The sequence below is a fragment of the Streptococcus phocae genome (assembly GCF_001302265.1).
Classification (GTDB): domain Bacteria; phylum Bacillota; class Bacilli; order Lactobacillales; family Streptococcaceae; genus Streptococcus; species Streptococcus phocae.
In genome coordinates this window covers 1-24,459 of the sequence record NZ_LHQM01000030.1, presented here as the reverse complement: position 1 = coordinate 24,459, position 24,459 = coordinate 1, and the positions used below count along the sequence as shown (strand labels likewise).

Genomic DNA, 24,459 nt, shown 5'->3' with positions numbered 1-24,459 from the left:
GCTCTTAGTTAAATTGCTCAGCAAAACGTCGATCGCCTTGGTAGAAGCCTCGAATATCATTAATGCCATAGCGCAACATCGCCACACGCTCTTGCCCTAGTCCAAAGGCAAAGCCAGAGTATTCTTGAGAATCAACTCCTGACATTTCTAAGACGCTTGGATGAACCATGCCTGCTCCCAGAATCTCAATCCAGCCTGTTTTTTTACAAACATTGCAGCCCTTGCCCCCACATTTGAAACACGAAACGTCTACTTCAACAGAAGGCTCGGTGAATGGGAAATACGATGGGCGCAAACGAATCTTACGCTCTTCACCAAACATCTTTTTGATAATCATCTCAAGAGTCCCTTTTAAGTCACCCATGGAAATGTTTTTCCCGACCACAAGGCCTTCAATTTGATGGAATTGATGTGAGTGAGTCGCATCATCTGTATCACGACGGAAAACACGGCCTGGTGAAATCATTTTTAAAGGACCTTTGCTAAAATCGTGTTGATCAAGTGTCCTTGCTTGCACGGGACTTGTATGAGTCCGTAATAAGATGTCTTCTGTGATATAAAAAGTGTCTTGCATATCGCGGGCAGGATGGTCTTTCGGAAGGTTCATGCGTTCAAAGTTGTAGTAGTCTCTTTCAACTTCAAAACCGTCCACAATCTGAAAGCCCATTCCTAAAAAGATATCCTCAATCTCATCACTGGTTTGTGTGAGAATGTGACGATTTCCTAGGGTCATTTGACGCCCTGGCAAGGTCACATCAATGCTTTCAGCCTCAAGCTGTGCCTGAATTCTCGCTGCTTCAACGACCTTCACTTGCTCATCAAAAGCTTTTGTCAGCACATCACGCACTTCATTGACTTGCTTGCCAACAACAGGACGCAAATCATTTGACAAATCTTTAAGCCCTTTTAATAGCTCGGTTAACGACCCTTTTTTACCCAGTACAGAAACCCTCAACTCTTGCAATTCCTTGCCGTGGTTGCCAGTTAACGCTTTAAGGTGCTCCAGCGTCTTAGTTTTTAAGTCTTCTAATTGTGTTTGTAAGTCCATTATATTCCCTTCTGTTTGAAACCATGAAAAAAGCATGCCAAAACTCCATTTAGCGGAGCGTTGACACGCGGTACCATCCGTTTTTTATCTGACTCATCAGACCTTAATTACTCGGTCACCTACTGAGTGAATTCTTAGCATTTCCCTTAAGAAGGCTTCCAGTCACGGCCCTCACTCCCTGTTAATTTCCACACTAATACTAGTCTCACTGACCTTTATTCAATTACTCTTATTCTATCAAAAAAACAAGCGTCTGACAATCTTTATTGCAAAAGGAAGCATCGGTTTAGTCCAATGCTACCTCACCTGTGTAATAGTTAGCAGTCAGCCCTTTTTGCACATTTGGAACAAAAACATTAAACTCTAAACTACCGTCTGATGATTTGGCTTCCAGATGACTCCCACTGGCAAGCAGGTTGTCACCATCATAAATCAAACTGACTCGGTAGCGAACTCGCTTATTGCTGTCTAACGCTTTACGAATTTGTGTTTCGTAGTAATTTTGCCCCGTCGATTCTTCCGAGGAAGCCTGATTAGCCCAAGCTAGTTGCGTTGCAATGTTGTCAGGATTACTAGTTGAAGCATCAAAACCTTTTAGACGACCCACCAAAGCATAGGCAATCAAATGCCCTCTGTCAACAGCGTGATTGTAGCGACCAGGTAATCCGCTAAGCTGATGCCAACCTGGAGGCATCCAACTTGTTGACCCATTACCTGTTTCTTGGCGATTACGGTATTGTCGTGTGCTCTTTGTCAAAAGAGCATTAGCCACTGTTGGAACCTTTTGCCCTCTAACTATTTTCGTGTCATTTCTGGCATAAGGAAGACTTGCCACTTGAGCATTTAAGGGCGTTTTATTGTTATTGATGATGTAAGCTCCTGCTCCATTCCATTCAATAAACTGACCCAGTTGTTTGGTTACTGCAACTGTCATAACCGAATCAGCTAACTCTTTTGACGGTCTTGCAGCATCCGTTTCCTCGGTTGCGACAGTTTTTGTGTCATCACCTATAACTGCCTGATAAACCTGAGCGATGGGATTTTCTGGTGATAGGTAATCCTCGTTGACCAGATAGCCCGTCCCTAAAAGCAACACACCTAACAATAAGGCATTGAGAGTTTTGGTTTTTGGTTTAAATTTTGACATTTTTTCTTTCATATTAAAAGTAGGTCTTGCCTACTTTCCTGTAAATTTACTGATTAGCTCTGCCCATTTACCTACTGATAAAATCGACAAAGGATCCTGACCATCACCAATAAAGGCATAGCCAATCACTAAGCCAATCGCCAAAAACAAACACGCTAAAAAAGCAATAAGCGCTAACAACATGAATTGTTGCAAGACATATCTCCAACCTGTTGTCATAGGCTAATCCTCACTGATACGCTGAATCTTAGCACCTAGCTTAGCCAATTTTTCGTGAAATTTGTAATAGCCGCGATCCAGATGATTTAGCTTGTTAACCGTTGTTCTACCTTTAGCCACCATCCCTGTTAAAATAAGGGCTGCGCTAGCACGGAGGTCTGTCGACATGACAGGAGCTCCTTGCAGCTCATGTCCACCGTGAATCATTGCAGTATCTCGTAAAATTTCAGACTGCAATCCCATACGGCGCATTTCTTCAAGGTGTTGGAATCGGTTTTCAAAGACCGTTTCAACCATTGTAGACTCCCCTTTGACCGTTGCCATAAGGGCTGTAAATTGCGCTTGCATATCTGTTGGAAAGCCAGGATGTGGCAAAGTTTTAACAGCAACTGGTTTCAAGCTAAGAGTATCTGCCTGTACACGGATCCCTTCGTCTTCTTCTGTGACAGAAACACCCATTTCTAACAGTTTTGAAATTAGTGGACGATTATGCTCCCAGACAGCATCTTTGATTAACACATTGCCAGAAGTCATTGCTGCAGCGACCATAAATGTGCCTGCTTCAATGCGATCTTGAACCACGTCATGTTCGACACCTTTTAGTGACGAAACGCCTTTGATGATTAGGGTTTCTGTTCCTGCCCCTCTGACATTAGCACCCATTTTGTTTAATAGCTGAGCAAGATCGACAATTTCTGGCTCACGTGCAGCGTTTTCAAGTACGGTAACACCTTCGGCAAGGGTCGCTGCCATCATCAAATTTTGTGTGGCACCAACCGATGGGAAATCCATGTAAATGTTGGCTCCTTTTAGACGCTCTGCTGTTGCCGTGATATCACCGCCATGCTGCTTAATGACCGCACCCATAGCTTCTAAACCTTTCAAATGCAAGTCTATCGGTCTGCTACCAATGGTGCAACCTCCTGGCATAGAGACCTTAGCATGACCATTACGCGCTAAGATAGGTCCTAATACAACAATCGAAGCACGCATCTGGCTCACGTATTCATAAGGCGCTTCATCTAAGATGTCACCAGAAGCATCTACCGTAATCTCATTTGCAGCCTCGTTAAAATCAACTGCAATGTCTAAACCACGCACAACATTATTCATAGTAAAAACGTCTGACAAAACGGGAACGTTTTTTAAAATGGTTTTACCTTGCGACGGTAAAATAGTAGCCGCCAAAAGAGGAAGAACGGCATTTTTAGCTCCCTCAATTGTGACAACTCCTTCTAAGCGGGTCGTTCCGCCATCAATGATTATTTTATCCACAATAGTCTCCGTTTCATATCTCATAGTTCATAGTCAAATTATACCATACTTTCTGATGCGATTCCTTAACGGAAAGCCACAAAAAGAGACTGGCTTAGCTGGATGAGTTCTATCATAAAATGACTAACCAAATAACCAATGGCAATAGCGACTAAAAATAAAAAAAGACGCAGTTTGCCAACATTCTCAGGCCTATTGTAAATGAACTTAGACCAATCAAAAAGAGTTATGAGTAGCTGATAACTCACGCCGATAAATATTAGATGTGTCATAAACATGACAAAATGATTAATAGTTTCCATATCCCTATTATACCAAAAGTCCCTCCAAAAAGCGTCTTTTCATTTTTGAACATAAAAAAAGAGGTAACCAACAAGACCACGGAAAATATCTAATGGCTAAAAAAGTAAACAGCTAATATCTGCTCTTTTTCTTATTATCTAACTTTTTCAGTAACTTAAATGATATAATAATTATGAGGTGTATTAAATGAAAAAAACATTAATTATTTTAGTATTATCAGTCTTTTTTTTAAACGGCTGCACTAATAATAAAGAAACTGCTAAGAATAGTTTCAGCAATGAAGATAGAATAATTCAAACTCCTAGCAGTGAAGAATCTAGCTCTAAAACTGAAAGTAGTTCTACATCTAAATCTGAAAGTTCAACAAGTGAATTTATTCCAGCAGACTCATCAAAAGATAATATCTCGTCAAGTTCTAATACCACTCCGTATTCATTATATGTCGCTGATTATGTTTCTTTAAACCATATAAAAGATGGACAAGCATTAAGAGATGCTTATGGGCATGTTTTTAGAGATGGTTTCTATATTCATAGGGGCATAATGGGAAGCCGACATGAGGAAGTTGGAATGGTGTACCAATTGTCTCAAGGTATTATGGTCGATAATACATTAATTTTAGGACCCGATGAAGCTAAGCAATTTCTTGATTGGATTAGACAAATTGCTCCAAGCGGAACAACAAAAAATAGGCTTAAGTCTAACTATGATTATTGGACAACAAACATAAAAGATAAGTAAGAAGTACGGCGCTATAATCAGTCTCTGTGTTTCCTGTTGAGAAAATTGATTTGTTGGTAAAGCATTTAATCTAAAATAGCGGTTTTCTAACTCCCCTTGAAACAGACTTGTCTGCGGTAGGAGATAGAATACCTCTGTTTTTTAGTTATCAAAAAATCAAGTAGCTGATTGCTAACTGCTTATAAAACACTTTCGATTGATTTGATTTCCGACTTCATAATTTCTGTATATCCTGTTTTATTTTTTCGACCATAAAATCTTCGAGAGACTCATTTGTTTCAGCGTCATAATGATATGCCATTCCAGTCCAAACCTTATTATCAATATCAATGAGATTAGCTTTTTTATTATTGATTTTCAATAATTCTATGTGTTTTTCCTCCTAATAAGTTACATCAAATATTAAGTTTAGTCTACAAAACATCTTAAAACAAACTCACCTATATAGCCGCTATTAATTTTTTCAGTTTTAAGATGATTTCATCATATGATTCATCTTATGTATCAAGTTTTCCTATAAAAGTGTTGTATCCTATTCTCCATAAAAATACCATCAATCAAAGGAAACTAATTGTCATAAATATTGGATCTCTTGGCGAAGCAGTCTATGTACCATAGTTTCTTATTTACTGAGTTAATGCTGACTTCTTTTAAAGACTCTCATATATGTATTGAAGCTCAATGTAAAGATTTTTAATCTTTGAAGTAACAAACAGCAATTTCTAAGAAAATAAGAGTGATGAAAATAAAAAGCACCTTGGGATAACACCCAAAAGTACTTAATATAAAAAATTTAAAACCTATCAAGTTAAACAAGACTTTTCAAAGATTAGGTTTCATTCTAGTCTTTGAAATGACTTGCAAGTTAGGACTCTTCATTTTATTTTTTACTGACATTGATCCGATTTAAGGCACGTCTCAAGGCAACTTTTGCCCTTTGAACTTCATCAATGTCATGAGTTGTTTCAGCTTGCGCAAGCTTTCGCTCTGCTCGCAGTTTTGCTCGCTCTGCTCGACTAACATCGATATCGCAGTCACGCTCAGCAGAATCTGCAACAATGGTAACCATATTATCTTTTACTTCAAGAATTCCACCATTAATAGCAATCCAGTCCACAACTTCTTGATTTTCCTCACCAAGGCGACGAATCTTCATTTCATGCACCTGTAACGGTGCGATAATATTAATGTGGTCTGGCAAAATTCCCATTTCGCCTTCAGGCGTTTTCACTGAAATAAATTTAGCCTGATTATCATACTTGATACCATCTGGTGTTACCACTTGAATCGTCATTTGTCTCATGACACCACCTCACTAAAAGCCCATTTTTTTGGCTTTTTCGATAACATCCTCGATTGGACCAACTGAACGAAAGGCATCTTCTGGAAGGTCATCATATTTTCCTTCAAGAATTTCCTTAAAGCTACGAACCGTATCAGAAACTGGAACATATGATCCTGGTTGTCCGGTAAATTGCTCAGCAACGTTAAAGTTTTGTGACAAGAAGAACTGGATACGACGAGCGCGTCCAACGAGAGTTTTCTCCTCATCTGATAGCTCATCCATACCCAAGATAGCAATGATATCTTGGAGTTCACGGTAACGTTGAAGAACACGCTGAACCTCAGTTGCAACAGCGTAATGCTCTTCACCTACAATTTCAGGTGACAAAGCACGTGAACTTGAAGCCAGTGGGTCAACCGCTGGGTAAATCCCCATCTGTGTCAACTTACGCTCAAGGTTAGTTGTTGAATCAAGATGGGCAAATGCTGTTGCTGGCGCTGGGTCAGTATAGTCATCGGCTGGTACGTAGATTGCTTGGATAGAGGTTACAGATCCTTTTTGAGTAGATGTGATACGCTCTTGCAATTGTCCCATTTCAGTAGCTAGGGTTGGTTGGTAACCTACCGCTGAAGGCATACGCCCTAGAAGGGCAGACACTTCAGAACCTGCTTGTGTGAAACGGAAAATGTTGTCGATAAAGAGCAATACGTCTTGTCCTTCAACATCACGGAAATATTCAGCAATGGTCAAACCAGTCAAGGCAACACGCATACGTGCTCCAGGAGGTTCGTTCATCTGTCCAAATACCATGGCTGTTTTTTCGATAACACCTGATTCTTTCATTTCCCAATAAAGGTCATTTCCTTCACGGGTACGTTCACCAACTCCTGAGAACACTGAGATACCACCGTGTTCTTGAGCGATGTTGTGAATCAATTCTTGAATAAGAACGGTTTTACCAACCCCGGCACCACCGAAAAGTCCTACTTTACCACCTTTTAGATATGGGGCAAGAAGGTCAATAACTTTGATACCTGTTTCAAGAATTTCTGATGATGTTGATAATTCATCAAAAGCTGGCGCTTTTTTGTGGATTGGTTCGCGTCTTGCATCTGCTGCAAAAGGTTCTTCCAAGTCAATGGTTTCACCAAGGACATTGAAAACACGCCCCAAGGTTTCTTTTCCTACTGGAACGCTAATAGCTTGACCAGTATCAAGAACTTCTAATCCACGAGTAAGCCCATCAGTTGATTCCATAGCAATTGTACGAACTAAACCATCCCCAAGTTCAAGAGCAACTTCAAGGACAATTTTTTGTGTTTTATCGCTATCTTTATAAACTATCAATGCATTATTAATCTCTGGTAGCTTGTCTCCGCTAGCAAACATAACGTCTACAACTGGACCAATAACCTGAGCAATTTTGCCTGAGCTCATGTATTTCTCCTTATATTTGATAGTAAGGGACTTATTCTATTTATCTCAGCCATTGTTAAACCAAGGACTGACCAACCGTATCAAGCAGCTGGATTGATAAATAGATCCCGTATGCTATGTTCCCTTTATGAGGTAACATAGGCAGTTGTCGACCCCTTTATAAGAGTGGGTCTTTTATAATGTTTTAATCAAGTGCATTTGCACCAGCTACAATTTCGGTAATTTCTTGCGTAATTGCTGCCTGACGTGCGCGGTTGTACTGAATGGTTAAATCGCTAATAACATTTTTAGCATTGTCTGTGGCAGTCTGCATTGCAGTCATGCCGGCAGCATGCTCAGCTGTTTTTGCATCAATAATAGCGCCATAGATAAGGCTCTCAGTAAATTGAGGCAATAACTGCTCTAAAATAATATGACGACTCGGTTCCAACTCAAAACCAGTGACCCCTTCTTCTGCTGCTTCATTAGCAACTAGATCAGAAATAGGTAGCATCTGTTGAACACGAACTTGACTGGTTAAACTGTTCACATGATGATTGTAACAAACATACAATTCATCAAAAATTTCGTTCACAAACATGTCCACAGAGCGCGAAATAATTTTGCCTACTTGTTCAAAACTTGGTTGATCAGCAAGACCACGTAGCTCAAAGGCGATATTCATGCCTCTGGCTTTAAAAAAGTCTGAGCCCACACTGCCGATAGAGATAATTTCATAACTACCATCTGCGTGGTGCTCTTGGATCATGTCCATAACAGATTTCAAGATTTTAGAGTTATATCCGCCAACCAATCCTTTGTCTGATGTGATGACAATGTAACCTGTTTTTTTAACCGGTCGCGATGCCAACATGGGATTTCCAGACCCTGCTGTTAAATCAGATTTTAACAAGTCTGTTGTAATTTGTCGGATTTTAGACGCATAAATTTGGAAATCACGAGCTGCTTGTTCTGATTTAATTAGTTTAGCAGAAGAAACCATACGCATGGCACTAGTGATTTTACTTGTTTTTTCAGTTGAACTAATCTTAGCTTTAATTTCGCTTAGAGAGCCTACCATACTAGTATCCCCCCTCTATTAGTTAAAATGTGACTGCGCTTTGAATGCTTTAATAGCTGCATCAAGTTTAGCTTCTTCAGGAAGGTCTTTTGTCGTACGGATGACCTCAAATAAATCATCATAGTGAACATCGAAGTAGTCATAAAGGGCTTCTTCAAAGGCTAAGAGATCATCAACAGGAACATCGTCCAAGAAACCACGCGTTAACGCGTACAATATCACAACTTGTTTTTCAACAGGTAGTGGTTTGTGTAACGGTTGTTTCAAGATTTCTACTGTACGACGACCACGATTCAATTTAGATTGTGTTGCCGCATCCAAATCAGAACCAAACTGTGTAAAGGCTTCTAACTCACGGTAAGATGCCAAGTCAAGACGCAAGGTTCCGGCAACTTTTTTCATTGCCTTGATCTGCGCTGCACCACCAACACGTGACACAGATGATCCTGCATCAATAGCTGGACGAATCCCTGAGTTAAAGAGGCTTTCTTGCAAGAAGATTTGACCATCTGTAATAGAGATAACGTTTGTTGCGATGTAGGCAGAAATATCACCAGCTTGTGTTTCGATAAATGGTAGAGCTGTAATCGAACCACCACCTAATGCATCTGACACTTTAGCTGAACGCTCAAGCAAACGACTGTGCAAGTAGAAAACATCACCTGGATAAGCTTCACGACCTGGAGGACGACGAAGCAAGAGTGACAATTCACGATATGCAACGGCTTGTTTTGATAAATCATCGTAAACGATTAAAACGTGTTTGCCTTGGTACATAAACTCTTCAGCCATAGCTACACCAGCATACGGTGCAATAAAGAGTAATGGAGATGGTTGTGATGCAGAAGCTGTCACAATAATTGTGTAATCCATCGCACCATAGCGACGTAAGGTTTCAACTTGCGTACGCACTGTTGATTCTTTTTGACCAATTGCAACATAGATACAGATCATATCTTGACCTTTTTGATTCAAGATAGTATCTATAGCAACGGTTGTTTTACCGGTTTGGCGGTCTCCGATGATTAACTCACGCTGACCACGACCAATAGGTACTAAAGCATCAATCGCTTTTAAGCCGGTTTGTAGCGGTTCAAAAACAGATTTACGCTGCATAACGCCTGGAGCTGGAGCTTCAACCGGTCTAAAACCAGTTGTTGCAATATCACCTAAGCCATCAACTGGCTGTCCTAGTGAGTTCACCACTCGACCTATAAGAGCTTCACCAACTGGCACTTCCATGATTTTCCCGGTACGTTTCACAACATCACCTTCACGAATGGTTGAAAAATCACCAAGGATAATGATACCGACGTCATTTGACTCAAGGTTTTGAGCCATCCCGTAAGCACCATTTGAAAATTCAAGAAGTTCACCACTCATGGCATTGTCTAACCCACGAGCACGCGCAATACCGTCACCAATATAGGTAACGATCCCAGTTTCTGTGACATCGAAATTTGGCTGGAAGTTCTCAATTTGCTTTTTAATTAAAGCGCTAATTTCTTGTGCATTAATTGCCAAAAGTCACACCACTTTCTATTTTAATTTCATTTTAAATTCTTGTAACTGACGACGCACACTGGTGTCAATTACCTTATTGTTGACGCTAATAACAAATCCGCCGATTAAGCTAGTATCAACGTGCTCAATCAACTGATTTGTTTTTAATGATAGTTTTTTTGCTACTACATCACGAACGCGTACTTTTTGATCCTCGTTTAGGGGAACAGATGATGTGACGGTCACATCGTATTGATTGGTCACAACAGCTATTTCAGCCAATACCGTTTGTAAAATAGTATGCAAATACTGCTCACGTTCATTGTGCAAAATAACGTCTAAGAAATTATTGACGTATGCCGAATTATTTCCTTGAAGTAATCTTACCAACTGAACTTTATCAGCGTGCGGAACAGCTAGACTTGATAGCATTTTATCAAGTTCGGTAGCTTTAAAAGTCTCTAGAATAGCAAGCACATCAGCCTGCAAGGTTTCAAGAGCATCGTGCTCAGAACAAACCTCTACAAGACTTTTTGCATATTGCTCTATAAGAGCCTGTTCTTTTTTAGTCATTAAGCTTCTCCTAGGTCATCAAGATAACTATCAATAAGTCGGCTTTGAGCCTCCTTATCAAGATTAGCTCCCATAATTTTTTCGGCTAAGAGAACAGTTAGGTCTGACATATCCGATTTAACTGCTGAAATGGCTTCTGACTTACTTTGTTCAATATCTGTTAATGCTTTTTGTTTTAAGCGACTCGCTTCATCAGTAGCTTCTGCTACAAGCTTATCACCTTGTGATTGACCAACTTCTTTTGCATCTGTAATGATTTTGCTTGCTTCTTCTTTAGCACCAGCTAATTCATGTTCGCGTTTTTGCGCTAATGTTTTAGCTGTTTGACGTGCAGTTTCAGCAGTTTCGATATCCTTAGCAATTTTAGCTGCTCTTTCTTCTAAAAGACCGCTAATCGCTCCCCAAGCATATTTTCTAATCAAGAGATACAAAACAAGAACTGATCCTGTTACTAGGATAAAATTCCCAATAAGTTCACCTAATGTTAACTCCATACAGGTTCTCCTTTCTTATTCTTCTTCTTCGTTGACTTTTTTACCAAGATACATTGATGTCAACTTGGTAAATACGTAGGCTTGGACACATGAAATAAAGATAGAAAATCCTGTCCATACTATATTTAATAGTAAAGCAACAGGGAACCAAGCCACATTGGCAACTAAAATCTTCAAGATTAATCCTGTAACAACCTCTCCGGCAAAGATATTTCCGTATAGACGCAAAGCCAAAGATAAGACGTTAGTGACTTCTTCTAAAAGATTCATTGGCGCCATAACTTTTGGACTCATTAGACGACTAACATATGCTTTGAAACCACGTTGGCGAATACCTTCGACCTGACAAATGATCGAAATCAAAAATGATAACGACAAGTCAAATCCAATATTAGCTGTTGGCGATGTCCAAAGATTGTAGTGATCTAATGTTTCCAATTTGGTCATAAGACCCAAGTTATTGGCAACCATTACAAAAAGAAAAACACAGAAAAAGAAAAGTGAATAACGACTGCGATGTTGCTTTTCAACGTGCTCATCAGTAACTCCGGATATGAAATCCAAAATCAATTCAAGAACAGTCTGTTTGCCTTTTGGACGCAGCGTCATGTTACGACTAGCTGAGTAGACAAATGTAAAAACAAGGCCTATCGTTACTACACACATGGCAAGCAGGGTTAAATTAAAGGTCACAGGACCTAGTGTCAGTGTTGGAGTTAATTCTCCCAACCTTATCCCTCCTTTTTTCAGTTACAAGGGGCATCAACGAGTAGGTGCTGATATTTGGCATGACGCACAAAATCAGCCTACTCACCTAAAGAGGTAGTCTCTTGACTATATCAGCCCATCTATTTTTCTGAGACAGACACTCGTTTATAAGATAAATGCCATTGCAAGTGTTACGAAGAATGTTCCCTCGATAAAGGCAATACCTAGGATCATCAGAGAACGTAATTGACCGATGATTTCTGGTTGACGAGATGCAGCCTTAAACAGGTTTGCCATCAAGAAACCTTCTGAAAGTGATACACCAAAACAGGCTAAAGCCAATGCGAAAATAGGACTCATAATAAAATACTCCTTAAAATTTTTTGTACCATGTTATTCTATTCTTTAATGTAGAGAATGTCAACAAATTCCTATAAAATCATTATGTTTCTTAGACCAAAACTAACCATCTTTCAGTATTTTCCGACAATATCATTTGCCTTTCACTACTTAAAATAAGGTTACTTTTAGCAGGACGATTCGCCGTCAAAACCCAATAAACTAATGTTTATCGGGCTTGAGCAACGATTACTTATTCTTTTTTTATCAACTCCTTATCTTATCTAAAGGACTCATGAAGCTCCTGGTATAGCGCTAGATAAGCCAGGCTTGCCATATCCCACGAAAAATCCTTGGTCATGGCATTTTTTTGTAGGTTTTGCCATACTTCTGGGAAATTACGATAGGTATCAAGAGCGAGCAAGATTGTTTGTGTCATCCAGAATCCAGTAAAGTTATTAAACCCAAAACCAGTTCCTGTCTGGCTATAGGGATCATACGGCAGGACAGTGTCTTTCAATCCCCCAACTTCGTGCACGATTGGCAGGCTTCCATACCGCATTGCCATCATCTGAGAAAGTCCACAAGGCTCAAAGGCACTAGGCATCAGAAATAGATCGCTAGCCCCATAAATCTGCTGCGCCAACTCCAAATCAAAAGTAAGGTTAGCTGATAACTTTTCTGGGTATTCTTGCGCAAATCTCCTAAAGGCTTCTTCATACTCAGGATAGCCCGTGCCCAAAACCACTAATTGAAGGTCTAGCTGCATCAAATGATGTAACTCTTCAACCACAAGGTCAAACCCCTTTTGGTCTGTTAACCTTGAGACGATCCCAATCAAGGGAACGCCGTCGTTAACCGGCAGGTTTAATCGCTCTTGCAAGGCTTTTCTAGTTGCTTTTTTTCCTGTGATGTTTTCTGCTGAAAATGGCTCCGCTAGATAAGTGTCGGTCTCGGGATTAATTAATTCGGTATCAATCCCATTGACAATTCCTCTAAGCTTCCCAGCTATCATACGCATGACGGGGTCTAGTCCTTTACCAAAAGCTGGCGTTTGAATCTCTTGGGCATAAGTGGGCGATACGGTTGTTACGCGATCAGCATAGAGCACTGCTGCTTTCATCCAGTTTAGAGCATTGTCCCATCGCAATGTGCCGTCATGGTAACGTTCCATGCCTACACCAAACAAGTCCCCTAACATGCCTGGATCAAACTGCCCTTGAAACTGGATGTTGTGAATGGTAAAAACAGTCTGTATGTCTTGATAGGCTGTTTTCCAATGGTATTTTTCTCTTAGTAAGAAGGGAATCATCGCTGTGTGATAGTCGTGCAGATGTAACACATCAGGTATCAGATTGATTTTTTCGAGAGCTTCTAGTGCTGCTAGTTGAAAGTAAGCAAAGCGCTCACCATCATCCCAATCACCATAAACTTTTCCTCTGAAAAAATAGTACTGGTTATCAATAAAGTAAAAGGTAACGCCATCCTTAAGCAGTTTTTTTATCCCAACATACTGATGTCGCCACCCAACTTGGGTGTAAAAGTGTGAGACGTCTTCTACCTGATGACCAAAGGTTTGGTCTATCACATCATAATAGGGAAGCATCACAGAGACTTCATGCCCACTTTTGACGAGTGATTTCGGTAATGCTCCGATAACATCACCCAATCCTCCTGTTTTAGCAAAAGGTGCTCCTTCTGCTGCAATAAACATTAATTTCATTTAATCATATCCTCAACAACCCTTGTTCCTTTGGCGATGACAATAGGATCTTCTGGGGTTCCTTTAATGGTGATGCCTGGTGCGACCTTGACAGACTTATCGATAATCGCATAAGCAATAACAGCCCCTTCGCCAATTTCAGCCTTTGGTAGCAAAATACTGTTTTTGACACTGGCTCCAGGCGCAATCAGACAATTTCGCGACACAATGGCATGCTCTACTGTTCCTTTGATGATGCTGCCTGACGCAAATTGTGAATTTTTCACTACCGAAGCTCTATCAAAGTAGGTAGACTCTTCATTTTTAACCCGAGTGTAAACTTTTTGGTTTGCATATAATAGCGAGTAAAATTTTTGAGGATCCAACATGTCCATATTGGCATCAAAATAAGATTTGACCGAATGGATATTTGCCAAATAGCCGGTGTACTCAAACCCTAGTGCTCCTTCGGAGATAATCAAATCACGTAATAAGAAGCGTAGCTTTTGTGGCACTGCTTTTTGAGCTTCTTTTTCCATCTGTTCAATCAACCAAGGGGTATTTACAATATAGATGCCCGCCGACATTTTTTGTGATGGCTCGTCTCCCAAATGAGTGCGTCTACAGATAACCGTATCCGTTTCATCAATTTCTAGCACATCATTTGATGGCGAAATAGAATCCTTTGGCATGGTTTTGTAAACGACCGTTATGTTACGATGATTGGCATTGTGCAGGTGAATAACCTGGCTCAAGTCAATATTGCACAACATATCACAACTCATGTAAATGGTTTGATCAGACCCTGACCTTTTAAGATAGGTTAGGATTTGCTCGTAGTAGTCTTTGTCAGCTTCTTTGGAATCTTCTTGCGTGTTATAAAAACCAAGAAAATAATGGCTCAACAAAGAATTTAAGCCCCATTCTCTCCCTGAGCGAATATGGTCAAAAACAGAGCGGATGTTTTGCCCACGAAAAATACCATAGATGCTTCTGACTCCCGCATTAGCAAGGTTTGATAACTGAAAGTCGATGAGGCGGTATTTCCCATCAAAAGGCAAGTTTGCCAAGGGACGTGTGTCTGTTAGTCCTTTCATTTCTGGAAAACCAACGGAACTTCCTAAAATTGCTGAATATTTATCAATCTTCATTTGGTACCCCCACTACCTCGTTATAGCCAACTACCTGTACATCTTGACTGCCATCAATAACAACGCCTTCGCCAATCACTGCACCTTCACCGATAATAGCTCGAGTGACTTTGGCGCCTTCACCAATAATAGCTCCACTCATGATAAAGGAGTCCTTGATTTCTGCACCTTTTCTGACTTGGACATTTGTTGATAAAATAGAATGTTCAACTCTTCCTGATACAAAACTACCATCCACAACCAAGGAATCTAGGACTTCTGCGTCTTCGGTGATGAAATTTGGAGGAGCAATATGATTTTTAGAATAGATTTTCCAAGAGCGGTCACGGCTTACGAGCTCATTGTCTTCACCGATATATTCCATATTGGCTTCCCAGAGTGATTCAATTGTTCCTACGTCTTTCCAGTAGCCACTAAAGTTATAGGTGTAGACACGCTCACCAGACTCTAGGTATGATGGGATAACGTTTTGACCGAAATCACACATGTCAACATTGTTTTTTTCAGCATCGACAAGCATTTTGCGTAGGCGTTTCCAGTTGAAAATGTAAATCCCCATAGAGGCTTTGGTGGATTTTGGATTAGCTGGTTTTTCTTCAAATTCAACAATGCGGTCATTGGTATCTGTGTTCATAATGCCAAATCGACTGGCTTCTTTCAAAGGGACATCAATCACGGCAACAGTTAAGCTAGCCATATTATCTTTGTGGGTTTGCAACATGTCATCATAATCCATCTTGTAAATATGGTCGCCAGATAAAATCAGCACGTACTCAGGATTAATGCTATCAATGTAGTCAATGTTTTGGTATATGGCATGGCTAGTTCCTTGGAACCAACGGTTACCTTCTGTAGCAGAGTAAGGCTGTAAGATGGTGGCACCTGAATTAATACCATCTAGCCCCCAAGAAGAGCCGTTTCCGATATGATTATTTAACGCCAAAGGCTGGTATTGTGTAATAACTCCAACATGACCGATGCCTGAATTGGCACAGTTGGACAATGCAAAATCAATAATGCGATAGCGACCACCAAATTGTACTGCAGGCTTGGCAATGGTGTGGGTTAATTTTCCTAGACGAGTTCCTTGCCCTCCCGCTAGAATCAAAGCTAACATTTCATTCTTCATTCAGATATCCTTTCATGGCTCTTAATACGTTTCTATCATTAGTAGGTCTATTTCAACACACGTGCTTGACGAGTTCATAAGCTACTTTTCACGACTTGTTACGGCGCTTAATCCGCCAAATGCTGGCGCCAAGAGCAGGCAATGTAAATTGTAGCGTCTGCTCATAGGTTTTCCAGGTTTCCTTGACAGTTTCTGTAACTGGATTGTGCTCTTTCCATACGCCGCCAAAGGCTTCAAGCTCTGTGTTAAGCACTTCTTCGTATAGACCTGCTATCGGTACACCTATGGTGAACTGCTTGCGCTCTACTGGCGTCATGTTAAAGACACACAAGAGAAGATCGCCTTTTGCGTTAAAGCGACAAAACGACAAAACCGACTCTTCTTTATTATCAGCATCAATCATTTCAATGCCGTCATAGGTTTCATCATTTTGCCAAAGCATGTTATGCTCTTTATAAAACTGATTTAAAAACGAGGTAAAGTATGACATCTTAGCATTAAGGTCATCGGTCAAATCAGACCATTCTAATTGGTCGTCACACTTCCATTCTAAAAATTGTCCAAACTCTGAACCCATAAAGAGCAATTTTTTCCCTGGGTGACACATTTGGTAAGCATAAAGATTTCTCAACCCTGCAAATTGATTGTAGCGGTCTCCCCACATTTTATGCATCATGCTTTTTTTCCCATGAACAACCTCATCGTGAGAAAAAGGCAACAAGTAATTTTCCTTAAAACAATACATAAAACTAAAGGTCAGCAAATGAAACTGATATTTTCGATAGTAAGGGTCTTCTGCATAAAATCTTAGAATATCATTCATCCATCCCATGTTCCACTTAAAGTCAAAGCCCAAACCACCTTCTGTAACAGGACTAGTAATTGGAATAGCTGAGGTTGCTTCTTCAGCTATGAGCATCACATCTGGATGGTAACTTTTGAGAGTACTCGTTAGCTTTTGTAAAAATGCAATGCCTTCTAGGTTTTCGTTGCCACCGTGTTTATTTGGTGTCCAAGGACCTTGATCGTAGTCTAAATACAACATATTGCTAACGGCATCCACTCTGATGCCATCGACGTGATACGTCTCTATCCAAAAAAGAGCACTGGAAATTAAAAAAGAGTGTACCTGTGTTTTTCCTAAATCAAAATTAAGTGCTCCCCAGCCATAATTATGCGCTCTATGATGGTCTTGATATTCATAAGTTGCAGTCCCATCAAAATAGGCTAATGCATCATCGTTTTGAGTAAAGTGACCAGGCACCCAATCAATCAGCACCCCTATATTATTCAGATGGCATGCCTCAACAAAGTCTTGAAAGGCTTCGGGCGTCCCAAAGGTAGACTCAAAAGCAAAATATCCCATCACTTGGTAGCCCCAACTCTGACCTAGAGGATGAGCCATTAAAGGCATAAATTCTACATGGGTATAATGCATTTGTTTCAAATAAGGAATCAGTTCTTCTTTTAAGCGGTTAAAATCATAGGGATTGCCTTGTTCATCTTTTTTCCACGAATTGGCATGCACTTCATAGATATTGACAGGTCTTTTCTTAAACCCAAACCGCTTTCGACGTCCCATCCAAAGGCCATCACGCCATTTTTTAGATGGTAAGGTCTTTACAACGGCAGCGGTACCTGGCCTTGCTTCAAACAAGAAAGCAACAGGGTCAATTTTTTCAACCACATGACCTCCCTGACGCTTAACCAAATATTTATAAAGGTCTCCCTCTTTAGCTAATGGCGTAACTGTCTCCCAAACACCTGCACTGTTTTTTTGCATTGGTATTGGGCTTTGTGTCCAATTTGTAAAGTCACCAATCACACTAACGGCTTCGGCATTGGGGGCCCAGACTCTGAAAACATAGCTCGGTCTACCGTCATGCTCTACGCGATGTACCCCAAAATAATCTTGCATGTGGCTGTTTTCGCCTGTCCCAAATGTATACAATGCTAAGTCATTATCCATCCCATCACCCTTTCTTGCTTTTAATAACAAAGAATATAACCCTTAAAAAAACAAAAAATAACCTGAGATTTCTCAGGTTATTCCGTGATGTCAAGGATCATCGCTGTCAAATTATTCATGATTAACTCACTTTTTTGAAAACGCTTGTCATTTGTCTCAATTATAGCATTATTTTCAAGGTATTGCAAGCGGTTCCCAAAAATAGTGAAAATCACTCGGTATTTTCTTTTATCTGTTACGGTAAAGCTAATAAAGCCTGTATTGTAATCAGCTTTTTCAATGTAGACATGCTTTCTAATGTCTTCGAAAGTCTGATATGAAAAGAGCGGGGTTTTCGTTTTCAAGAAAATCAAAGCCTTGACAAACGCCACTGTCTCACGCTCCAAGCTGACCTTTCGCCAATCAACCTGATTCACTTCGTCTGGAGCATTGTAAGAATTCATCGCACGGTGCTTATCGTCATCTGTCAGCACCTTGTTAGCTCCTGTTGGATAAAGTTTGGTGCGTAAAAATTCTTGACCAATCTGCATAAAACAAATCCCTTGCATGAGGATATTCATGGCAGAGGCTAGCTGAACACGCTTAGTATGCACAGCTTTTGTGTCATCAGGGTTCAAAGCCCAAAACAGATCATTTAGATTGTAATTATCATGTGCTTCGACGTAGTTAACAACTTGACTCGGAGTTAAGTAACCATTTAGCTCATCGCTACCAAGAATCGCCTTAGCAACTAAATCTTCTGTAGAGGCACCAGACACAAAGCCTTTTTTAAAATGACCATACACTTCAGCACCTTTTATGGCATTGCGCTGATCATCATTGAAAAAACCAATCCCCGGTAGTTGACTCGCATTTTCTTTTTTGGCTTTTTGGTCTGGTGCTAACCCAATACCCATGTCCCAACCTTCTCCGTACATGAGAATCCTTGGATCGATTTTGTCTAATTCTTGTCGGATCATCCTCATAGTTTCAATATCATGAAGTCCCATTAAATCAAATCGGAAACCATCAATATTAAACATTTTTGTCCAATACAGGATTGAGTCAATCATGTATTTGCGATACATTTCTTTCTCGCTGGCTGTTTCGTTACCACAGCCTGAACCATTTTGAAAAGAACCGTTTGGATTCATCCGATAATAATAATCAGGCACCGCTAATTGAAAGGCCGAATCCCGCGAAGAATAGGTATGATTATACACAACGTCCATAATCACGCTAATGCCTGCATCATGGTAGGCTTGAATCGCTTCTTTCAACTCTAAGATACGAGTTGCAGGCTCATGAGGATTACTCGTGAAACTAGCGTCAGGAACATTATAATTTTCGGGGTCATAGCCCCAGTTGTACGCATAATCCCCCTTATCATCAAGGGTTTGATGATGATCAAAAATGGGTTGTAGCTGAATATGAGTCACCCCAAGAGAGGTAACGTAGTCAAAGCAGGTCTTATCACCAAAAGAATTACGAGTCCCTTTCTCAAACAAGCCCTTAAACTTACCACGATTAGCTTCTGAAACACCTGAAGTTGGTGATTTTGAAAAATCACGAACATGCATTTCGTAAATGACCGCTTGATTTGGATTGTCCAGGCGCCAAGTAGCCTCTTTCCCTTGTCTGACTGAGAACCCTTCAGGAATCAATGCTTTGGGATCAATAACGATAGAACGTCGTCCGTTAGCTGTCGTTGCAGTAGCATAGGGATCACGTGTGTCTCTAAATGTTCGTTTGCGGTAATACACTCGGTAGCGATAAGCTTGGTAATTATAATCACCACTAAGCTCTAGCTCCCAAACCCCGTGCGTGTTGACCGCATGGTCATCTGGATTATGGTCACTCCCTCTTTGCATGGGAATAACCTGCGAAACACTGGCACGATCATCTGTTGAATGGTATAGCACCAACTCCACACGCTCAGCTGTCGGAGCCCACAAGCGAAAAGTCGTATGGTCAATATGGTATCGACATCCCAGCCAACCTGAAAATCCCCACCGTTTATCAAAAGCCTTGCTATTAATCGCAAGATCAAAAGCGTGCGGCACGCAACGTGAATAATAGGGACTAGAAACCGCTGCTTGTCGTGAGTAGTAAACCGTATCATCACCATCAACAAGCCAAACTTCTACTTTGGACAAACCATAATCACGCTCAATGCGATAATCAACCGTCTGATGATTCCATGACTGGTCCTTGATAATGACATATGCATGCCCTAAAAAATAAGGGGCTGGATAGACAAGATGAGCTACTGCTCCAAAACTATCAAACCGCGAAAAATAAGCATCTTTTCCTAACTTTCCATCTTGCCACTGCCATAAACTAAGGTTAAAATAGTTTTCCTGACGCGTGTGGTAATGGATGATAACAGCATTATCCATGGCTTGATTTATTTCTCCATTTCCTGTTCTAAATCTTTTACCTCGTGGGCAAATTTCTTAACCATTTCACCAATAGCTAATTCTTCTTGATCAACGACAAGAGCATCGTCTGAAATCAGATCCGTATCTGCAAAAAAGGTAATGTGGTTTTTAAAGTTTTCTAAAGTAATCGGCGCATCGCCCCCGTATTCCCCATCTAGATTAATCATCATGCGCTTATCAGATAGAGGCTCGATAGTGATTTTACTCGTTTTAATGTATTCAACACGACGGTCCGTGACATGCTTTCCGCCATCAATAATTAAACGCAGCAAATGCACCACTTCAAATAAGTTGGCTGTTTTTACCACAATCAAGGTAAACATCCCATCATCTAATTTGGCATCTGGAGCTATCATCTCAAACCCACCAACCGAGTTAGTTATCGCAGCAAAAATCATCGATGCTTCACCTTCAAAAACCCCATGATCATGAGTAATTTTAACTGGTACCTTACGCACGCGCGGCAAGAGTTCAACTCCTTTTGCCAAATAAGCCAAATAACCAAACATGGTTTTCAACTGGCTAGGCACGCTATAGGTCAACTCCGTCAAACTTCCCGCTGCCGCAATATTGATAAAATAGGTATCGCCCTTGGCACGACCAATGTCCATCTGAATGGTTTGATTTTTTCCAATTAATTTAGCCGCTTTGATTGGGTTTCCACGGGGGATTTTCAAAGCTCTGGCAAAATCATTGGTTGTTCCTGTGGGAATAATAGCCATTTTAGGTCGATGTTCCAGTGGTGCAATGCCGTTGACAACTTCATTAATCGTCCCATCACCACCAGCAGCCACAAGTAAATCAAAACCGGCTTGCGCTGCCCTCTTCGCCTCATTGAGAGCCGAGTTGGGAGCCGCTGTGGTTTGAAAGGCTGACGTTTCATAGCCAAACCCTTCCAAAATATCCAAAACTTCGGCAACATTTTTTTTAATGATTTCCTGCCCTGAAGTTGGGTTATAAATGAGACGTGCTCTCATTTGCTTCTTCATCTTTTCACCTCACCTTTATTGGTTGCGTAACCAATCCTCGTTTTCAATCCTAATACCTAGTTGTTGCGCCTTATCAAGCTTAGAGCCTGCCTCTGTTCCTGCCACCAGCAAGTCCGTTTTTTTCGAGACGCTGTTAGTGACCTTTGCCCCCAGTTGTTCAAGCTTTGCTTTGGCTTCGTTTCGAGTCATTTGTGATAACTTCCCAGTCAGGACAACGGTTAAGCCAAATAAAGCCGCTGTGCTATCCGTCCGATGACCTAGATAGCTCAAATTAACGCCAGCCTCTTTTAATTCAGAGATCAGTTTTGCAGCTTGTTCTTGTTGAAAATAACGCACTAAAGATGCCGCAATAACTTTTCCGAGGCCATCAATTTGTGCCACCTGGGCTTCTGTGACATTTAAAAGGGCTTCGATATCGCCAAACGTCTCTAAAATCAGACGACTGGCTTTAGCACCAACATGACGAATGCCTAGCCCAAACAGTAATTTATCTGCCGATTTTGTCTTAGAATTTTCGATAGCTGTCACTAACTTTTCAGCAGATTTTTCCTTAACCCCATCTAATAGGACTAATTCTGCTGGTGACAGGCTATAAATATCAGCAACATCATGGACTAAACCAGCAGCAAATAACTTACCAACCATAGCCGGTCCTAGACCTGCAATGTTCATCGCATTTCGACTAGCAAAGTGTTCTAAGCCACGTTGCATCAAACTTGGGCACAGGGGATTAATGCAGCGCAAAGCCACCTCATCTTCAAAATGCACCAAATCACTCTGGCAAGAAGGACAAACACTTGGAATCGGCATCGGTGCTTGCTGATGCCTTTTCGTATGAACAACTCTCAACACAGCAGGAATAATATCCCCTGCCTTATAGACAACAACAGTATCTCCAATACGGATGTCCTTTTCCGTAATATAGTCCACATTGTGCAAGGTTGCACGGCTAACGGTTGTTCCTGCTAATTGAATAGGCGTTAAATTAGCGGTTGGGGTCACAACACCTGTCCGTCCGACAGTCCAGTCGACTGATAAAAGCTCCGCTTCTTTTTCTTCAGCTGGAAATTTGTAGGCAATTGCCCATCGCGGTGCTTTAACTGTAAAACCAAGCTCTTCTTGCATAGCGAGATGGTTGACCTTGACAACTATACCGTCAATATCATAAGGCAATTGGTCTCGAACAGTTTCGATTTCTTGGATAAAGTCCCAAATCTCAGCCATTGAGGAACTAACGATATAGTTGCTATTAACCGAAAATCCCAAATCAGCCAAATGCTCAAGCACCTCTGCTTGAGTCGTCTGATCAGGTGAATCAACAGTTTGATATAGGAAGGTCGCAAGCTGACGCTTGGCAACAACTCTTGTGTCCAATTGCCTTAAAGTTCCTGCAGCGGCATTTCGTGGATTAGCAAACTCAGTTTGCCCATTTTCGTGACGCTCCTCATTAATGGTTTGAAAAGCCAAACGAGGCATATAAGCTTCCCCACGAATCGTTAAGGAAAGCTCTTTTGCTAAGCATTTTGGGATATCTGCTACGTTTTTGAGATTTTCTGTAATGTTTTCACCCGTACTACCATCGCCACGCGTGGCACCGACCTTGAGTTTGCCAGATTCATAAACTAAGGAAATGGAAAGCCCATCTATTTTTAATTCGGCAATATACTGAGCAGCTGGAAATTCTGTTTTCACCCGTTTGTCAAACAACAGTAAATCTTCACGTGAAAAAGCATCCTGTAAACTAAACAACGGATACTGGTGTCGATATTTTTCAAAACCTTCTAATAGCTTACCACCCACTTCAAGGGTAGGGCTATTGGGCAAAACAGCATTAGGATATGCTTTTTCTAATGCTAAAAGTTCCTGATATAGGCTGTCATAGTGGCTATCTGAAACAGATGGCGCATCATTAGTATAGTACTCTTGACGATAACGATTTAATAAATCTGTCAATTCTCTTATTCGTTTTTCCATACCTTTATTTTATCATAAAAGACAGAAAATAGGCGAATGACTAGAAATAAGAATCAAAAGATACATCCTAGTTAAGGATTTTTTTATCACACGACAAACAGCACAGTAGACAAACTAAAAAGCCTCCCCTAAGGGAGGCTTGGTATTTAAATGGTTATTGATTTAGATTAAGGCGTTTAGATAATTTGTCGATAATCACCGAACCAATCAAGAGCGATGCCAGCTCTCCTATAGCCGTGGTAAACCAGGTTAAAAAGAAAGGAGCTCCAAAAAATGTCAACTCTATAGCAACAGTAATCATAGAGGTTGCAAAAAATAATGAAAAGTAAACAAAAGCCTTATTTAAGAGTCCGTTAAACAGATAGTCTTTGTGGTATTTTTGAAATAAAAATACTCCTAAGGTCACAAAAATAAAGGTTGAACCACCACCAACAAAGACATCAATCAAGCCAAAACTGTAAAAGTTAGCTATCATACACCCTAGAGTCACTGCAATAATATATTTTTTGTTATAAAATGCCAAAAAATTCATCATTTCAGAAACCCTAAATTGATACATTCCATAAGAAATGGCGTTCAGAGGTGGGGTAATGGTTAGCACCACATATAAAGCAGCTACCAAAGCAATGTGAACGTAGTCACGGACAGTAAAATGTTTCATGTTTTCTCCTTTAACGTCAAAACAAGGACTTAACCTTGCTACGTGTGTAATATGCTTGATGAAAGGGAACTAAGCATCAAGGGTTGCCAAACAACTATTCTATTGTAACATAATTTCATACAAAAAAACCCAAAAGATTAGATTTTTAGTCTAACCTTTAGGGTTTTTAATATTAGGCGTTTTTAGTAATATTTGTCGCTTGAAGGCCACGTTGACCTTGCTCAATATCAAAACTAACTTTTTGGCCATCATCTAATGATTTAAAACCATCAGTCTGAATTGCTGAGAAATGGGCGAACACGTCGTCTCCATTTTCTTGTGAAATAAAGCCG

The 24,459-nt window shown here is 40.5% G+C and carries 24 protein-coding genes and 1 riboswitch; of the genes, 1 reads left to right on the top strand and 23 read right to left on the bottom strand.

What is annotated here, in order from left to right:
• Positions 1-4: 4 nt before the first annotated feature.
• The 5 genes from pheS to AKK44_RS06555 form a co-directional block, all read right to left on the bottom strand.
• Positions 5-1,048, bottom strand: coding sequence for a phenylalanine--tRNA ligase subunit alpha (gene pheS / locus AKK44_RS06575; RefSeq protein ID WP_037595936.1), 1,044 nt, complete (start codon positions 1,046-1,048; stop codon positions 5-7).
• Positions 1,049-1,334: 286 nt separating this feature from the next.
• A complete protein-coding gene (locus AKK44_RS06570; protein ID WP_054279064.1) occupies positions 1,335-2,195 on the bottom strand; it encodes a DNA/RNA non-specific endonuclease in 861 nt (286 codons plus the stop codon).
• A gap of 30 nt (positions 2,196-2,225) precedes the next feature.
• On the bottom strand, positions 2,226-2,414 hold the full coding sequence (locus AKK44_RS06565; RefSeq protein ID WP_054279021.1) for a DNA-directed RNA polymerase subunit beta: 189 nt from the start codon (positions 2,412-2,414) through the stop codon (positions 2,226-2,228).
• 3 nt (positions 2,415-2,417) lie between these two features.
• A complete protein-coding gene (gene murA / locus AKK44_RS06560; protein WP_054279020.1) occupies positions 2,418-3,689 on the bottom strand; it encodes a UDP-N-acetylglucosamine 1-carboxyvinyltransferase in 1,272 nt (423 codons plus the stop codon).
• Positions 3,690-3,754: 65 nt separating this feature from the next.
• Positions 3,755-3,991, bottom strand: a complete 237-nt coding sequence (locus tag AKK44_RS06555) for a DUF1146 family protein (protein ID WP_054279019.1) — start codon at positions 3,989-3,991, stop codon at positions 3,755-3,757.
• A gap of 187 nt (positions 3,992-4,178) precedes the next feature.
• On the opposite strand from AKK44_RS06555, the gene AKK44_RS06550 reads away from it, so the two are divergent.
• Positions 4,179-4,733, top strand: a complete 555-nt coding sequence (locus tag AKK44_RS06550; RefSeq protein WP_054279018.1) for a hypothetical protein — start codon at positions 4,179-4,181, stop codon at positions 4,731-4,733.
• 214 nt (positions 4,734-4,947) lie between these two features.
• Here the strand turns inward: AKK44_RS06550 and AKK44_RS06545 are convergent, their stop codons facing one another.
• The 18 genes from AKK44_RS06545 to AKK44_RS06460 form a co-directional block, all read right to left on the bottom strand.
• On the bottom strand, positions 4,948-5,094 hold the full coding sequence (locus AKK44_RS06545; protein ID WP_236686666.1) for a hypothetical protein: 147 nt from the start codon (positions 5,092-5,094) through the stop codon (positions 4,948-4,950).
• A 519-nt stretch (positions 5,095-5,613) separates the two neighbouring features.
• Positions 5,614-6,036: a F0F1 ATP synthase subunit epsilon gene (locus AKK44_RS06540; RefSeq protein WP_054279017.1), complete on the bottom strand. Its 423-nt coding sequence runs from the start codon at positions 6,034-6,036 to the stop codon at positions 5,614-5,616.
• 12 nt (positions 6,037-6,048) lie between these two features.
• On the bottom strand, positions 6,049-7,455 hold the full coding sequence (atpD, locus tag AKK44_RS06535; RefSeq protein ID WP_037595912.1) for a F0F1 ATP synthase subunit beta: 1,407 nt from the start codon (positions 7,453-7,455) through the stop codon (positions 6,049-6,051).
• Between the two features lie 184 nt (positions 7,456-7,639).
• Positions 7,640-8,515 (bottom strand): F0F1 ATP synthase subunit gamma, encoded by an 876-nt coding sequence (locus AKK44_RS06530; RefSeq protein ID WP_037595914.1) that lies wholly within the window; start codon positions 8,513-8,515, stop codon positions 7,640-7,642.
• Positions 8,516-8,533: 18 nt separating this feature from the next.
• Entirely contained in the window at positions 8,534-10,039 is a 1,506-nt protein-coding gene (gene atpA / locus AKK44_RS06525; protein ID WP_054279016.1) for a F0F1 ATP synthase subunit alpha, read from the bottom strand.
• A 15-nt stretch (positions 10,040-10,054) separates the two neighbouring features.
• Entirely contained in the window at positions 10,055-10,591 is a 537-nt protein-coding gene (locus tag AKK44_RS06520) for a F0F1 ATP synthase subunit delta (RefSeq protein ID WP_037595918.1), read from the bottom strand.
• Positions 10,591-11,085: a F0F1 ATP synthase subunit B gene (gene atpF / locus AKK44_RS06515; RefSeq protein WP_054279015.1), complete on the bottom strand. Its 495-nt coding sequence runs from the start codon at positions 11,083-11,085 to the stop codon at positions 10,591-10,593. Before atpF ends, AKK44_RS06520 begins: the two co-directional genes overlap by 1 nt.
• Before the next feature lie 15 nt (positions 11,086-11,100).
• A complete protein-coding gene (gene atpB / locus AKK44_RS06510; protein ID WP_054279014.1) occupies positions 11,101-11,814 on the bottom strand; it encodes a F0F1 ATP synthase subunit A in 714 nt (237 codons plus the stop codon).
• Positions 11,815-11,958: 144 nt separating this feature from the next.
• On the bottom strand, positions 11,959-12,153 hold the full coding sequence (locus AKK44_RS06505) for a F0F1 ATP synthase subunit C (RefSeq protein ID WP_037595922.1): 195 nt from the start codon (positions 12,151-12,153) through the stop codon (positions 11,959-11,961).
• Between the two features lie 259 nt (positions 12,154-12,412).
• Positions 12,413-13,855: a glycogen synthase GlgA gene (gene glgA, locus AKK44_RS06500; RefSeq protein WP_054279013.1), complete on the bottom strand. Its 1,443-nt coding sequence runs from the start codon at positions 13,853-13,855 to the stop codon at positions 12,413-12,415.
• The gene (gene glgD, locus AKK44_RS06495) at positions 13,852-14,985 is read right to left on the bottom strand and encodes a glucose-1-phosphate adenylyltransferase subunit GlgD (RefSeq protein ID WP_054279012.1); all 1,134 of its coding nucleotides are present in this window, start codon (positions 14,983-14,985) and stop codon (positions 13,852-13,854) included. The genes glgA and glgD overlap by 4 nt, the downstream gene beginning before the upstream one ends.
• Entirely contained in the window at positions 14,975-16,114 is a 1,140-nt protein-coding gene (locus AKK44_RS06490; RefSeq protein WP_054279011.1) for a glucose-1-phosphate adenylyltransferase, read from the bottom strand. Before AKK44_RS06490 ends, glgD begins: the two co-directional genes overlap by 11 nt.
• Positions 16,115-16,202: 88 nt before the next feature.
• Complete coding sequence (glgB, locus tag AKK44_RS06485; protein WP_054279010.1) at positions 16,203-18,083, bottom strand: 1,4-alpha-glucan branching protein GlgB; 1,881 nt, start codon at positions 18,081-18,083, stop codon at positions 16,203-16,205.
• Between the two features lie 77 nt (positions 18,084-18,160).
• The gene (gene pulA / locus AKK44_RS06480; RefSeq protein ID WP_054279009.1) at positions 18,161-20,461 is read right to left on the bottom strand and encodes a type I pullulanase; all 2,301 of its coding nucleotides are present in this window, start codon (positions 20,459-20,461) and stop codon (positions 18,161-18,163) included.
• Positions 20,462-20,469: 8 nt separating this feature from the next.
• Positions 20,470-21,492: a diacylglycerol kinase family lipid kinase gene (locus AKK44_RS06475; protein WP_037595934.1), complete on the bottom strand. Its 1,023-nt coding sequence runs from the start codon at positions 21,490-21,492 to the stop codon at positions 20,470-20,472.
• Positions 21,493-21,507: 15 nt separating this feature from the next.
• Positions 21,508-23,466: an NAD-dependent DNA ligase LigA gene (gene ligA / locus AKK44_RS06470; protein WP_054279008.1), complete on the bottom strand. Its 1,959-nt coding sequence runs from the start codon at positions 23,464-23,466 to the stop codon at positions 21,508-21,510.
• A 154-nt stretch (positions 23,467-23,620) separates the two neighbouring features.
• A complete protein-coding gene (locus AKK44_RS06465; protein ID WP_037596748.1) occupies positions 23,621-24,127 on the bottom strand; it encodes a QueT transporter family protein in 507 nt (168 codons plus the stop codon).
• Positions 24,125-24,239: riboswitch (PreQ1 riboswitch) on the bottom strand. (Overlaps the previous gene by 3 nt.)
• A gap of 60 nt (positions 24,240-24,299) precedes the next feature.
• The coding region (locus tag AKK44_RS06460) for a cold-shock protein (protein ID WP_152911078.1) at positions 24,300-24,459 on the bottom strand (160 nt) is incomplete at its 5' end.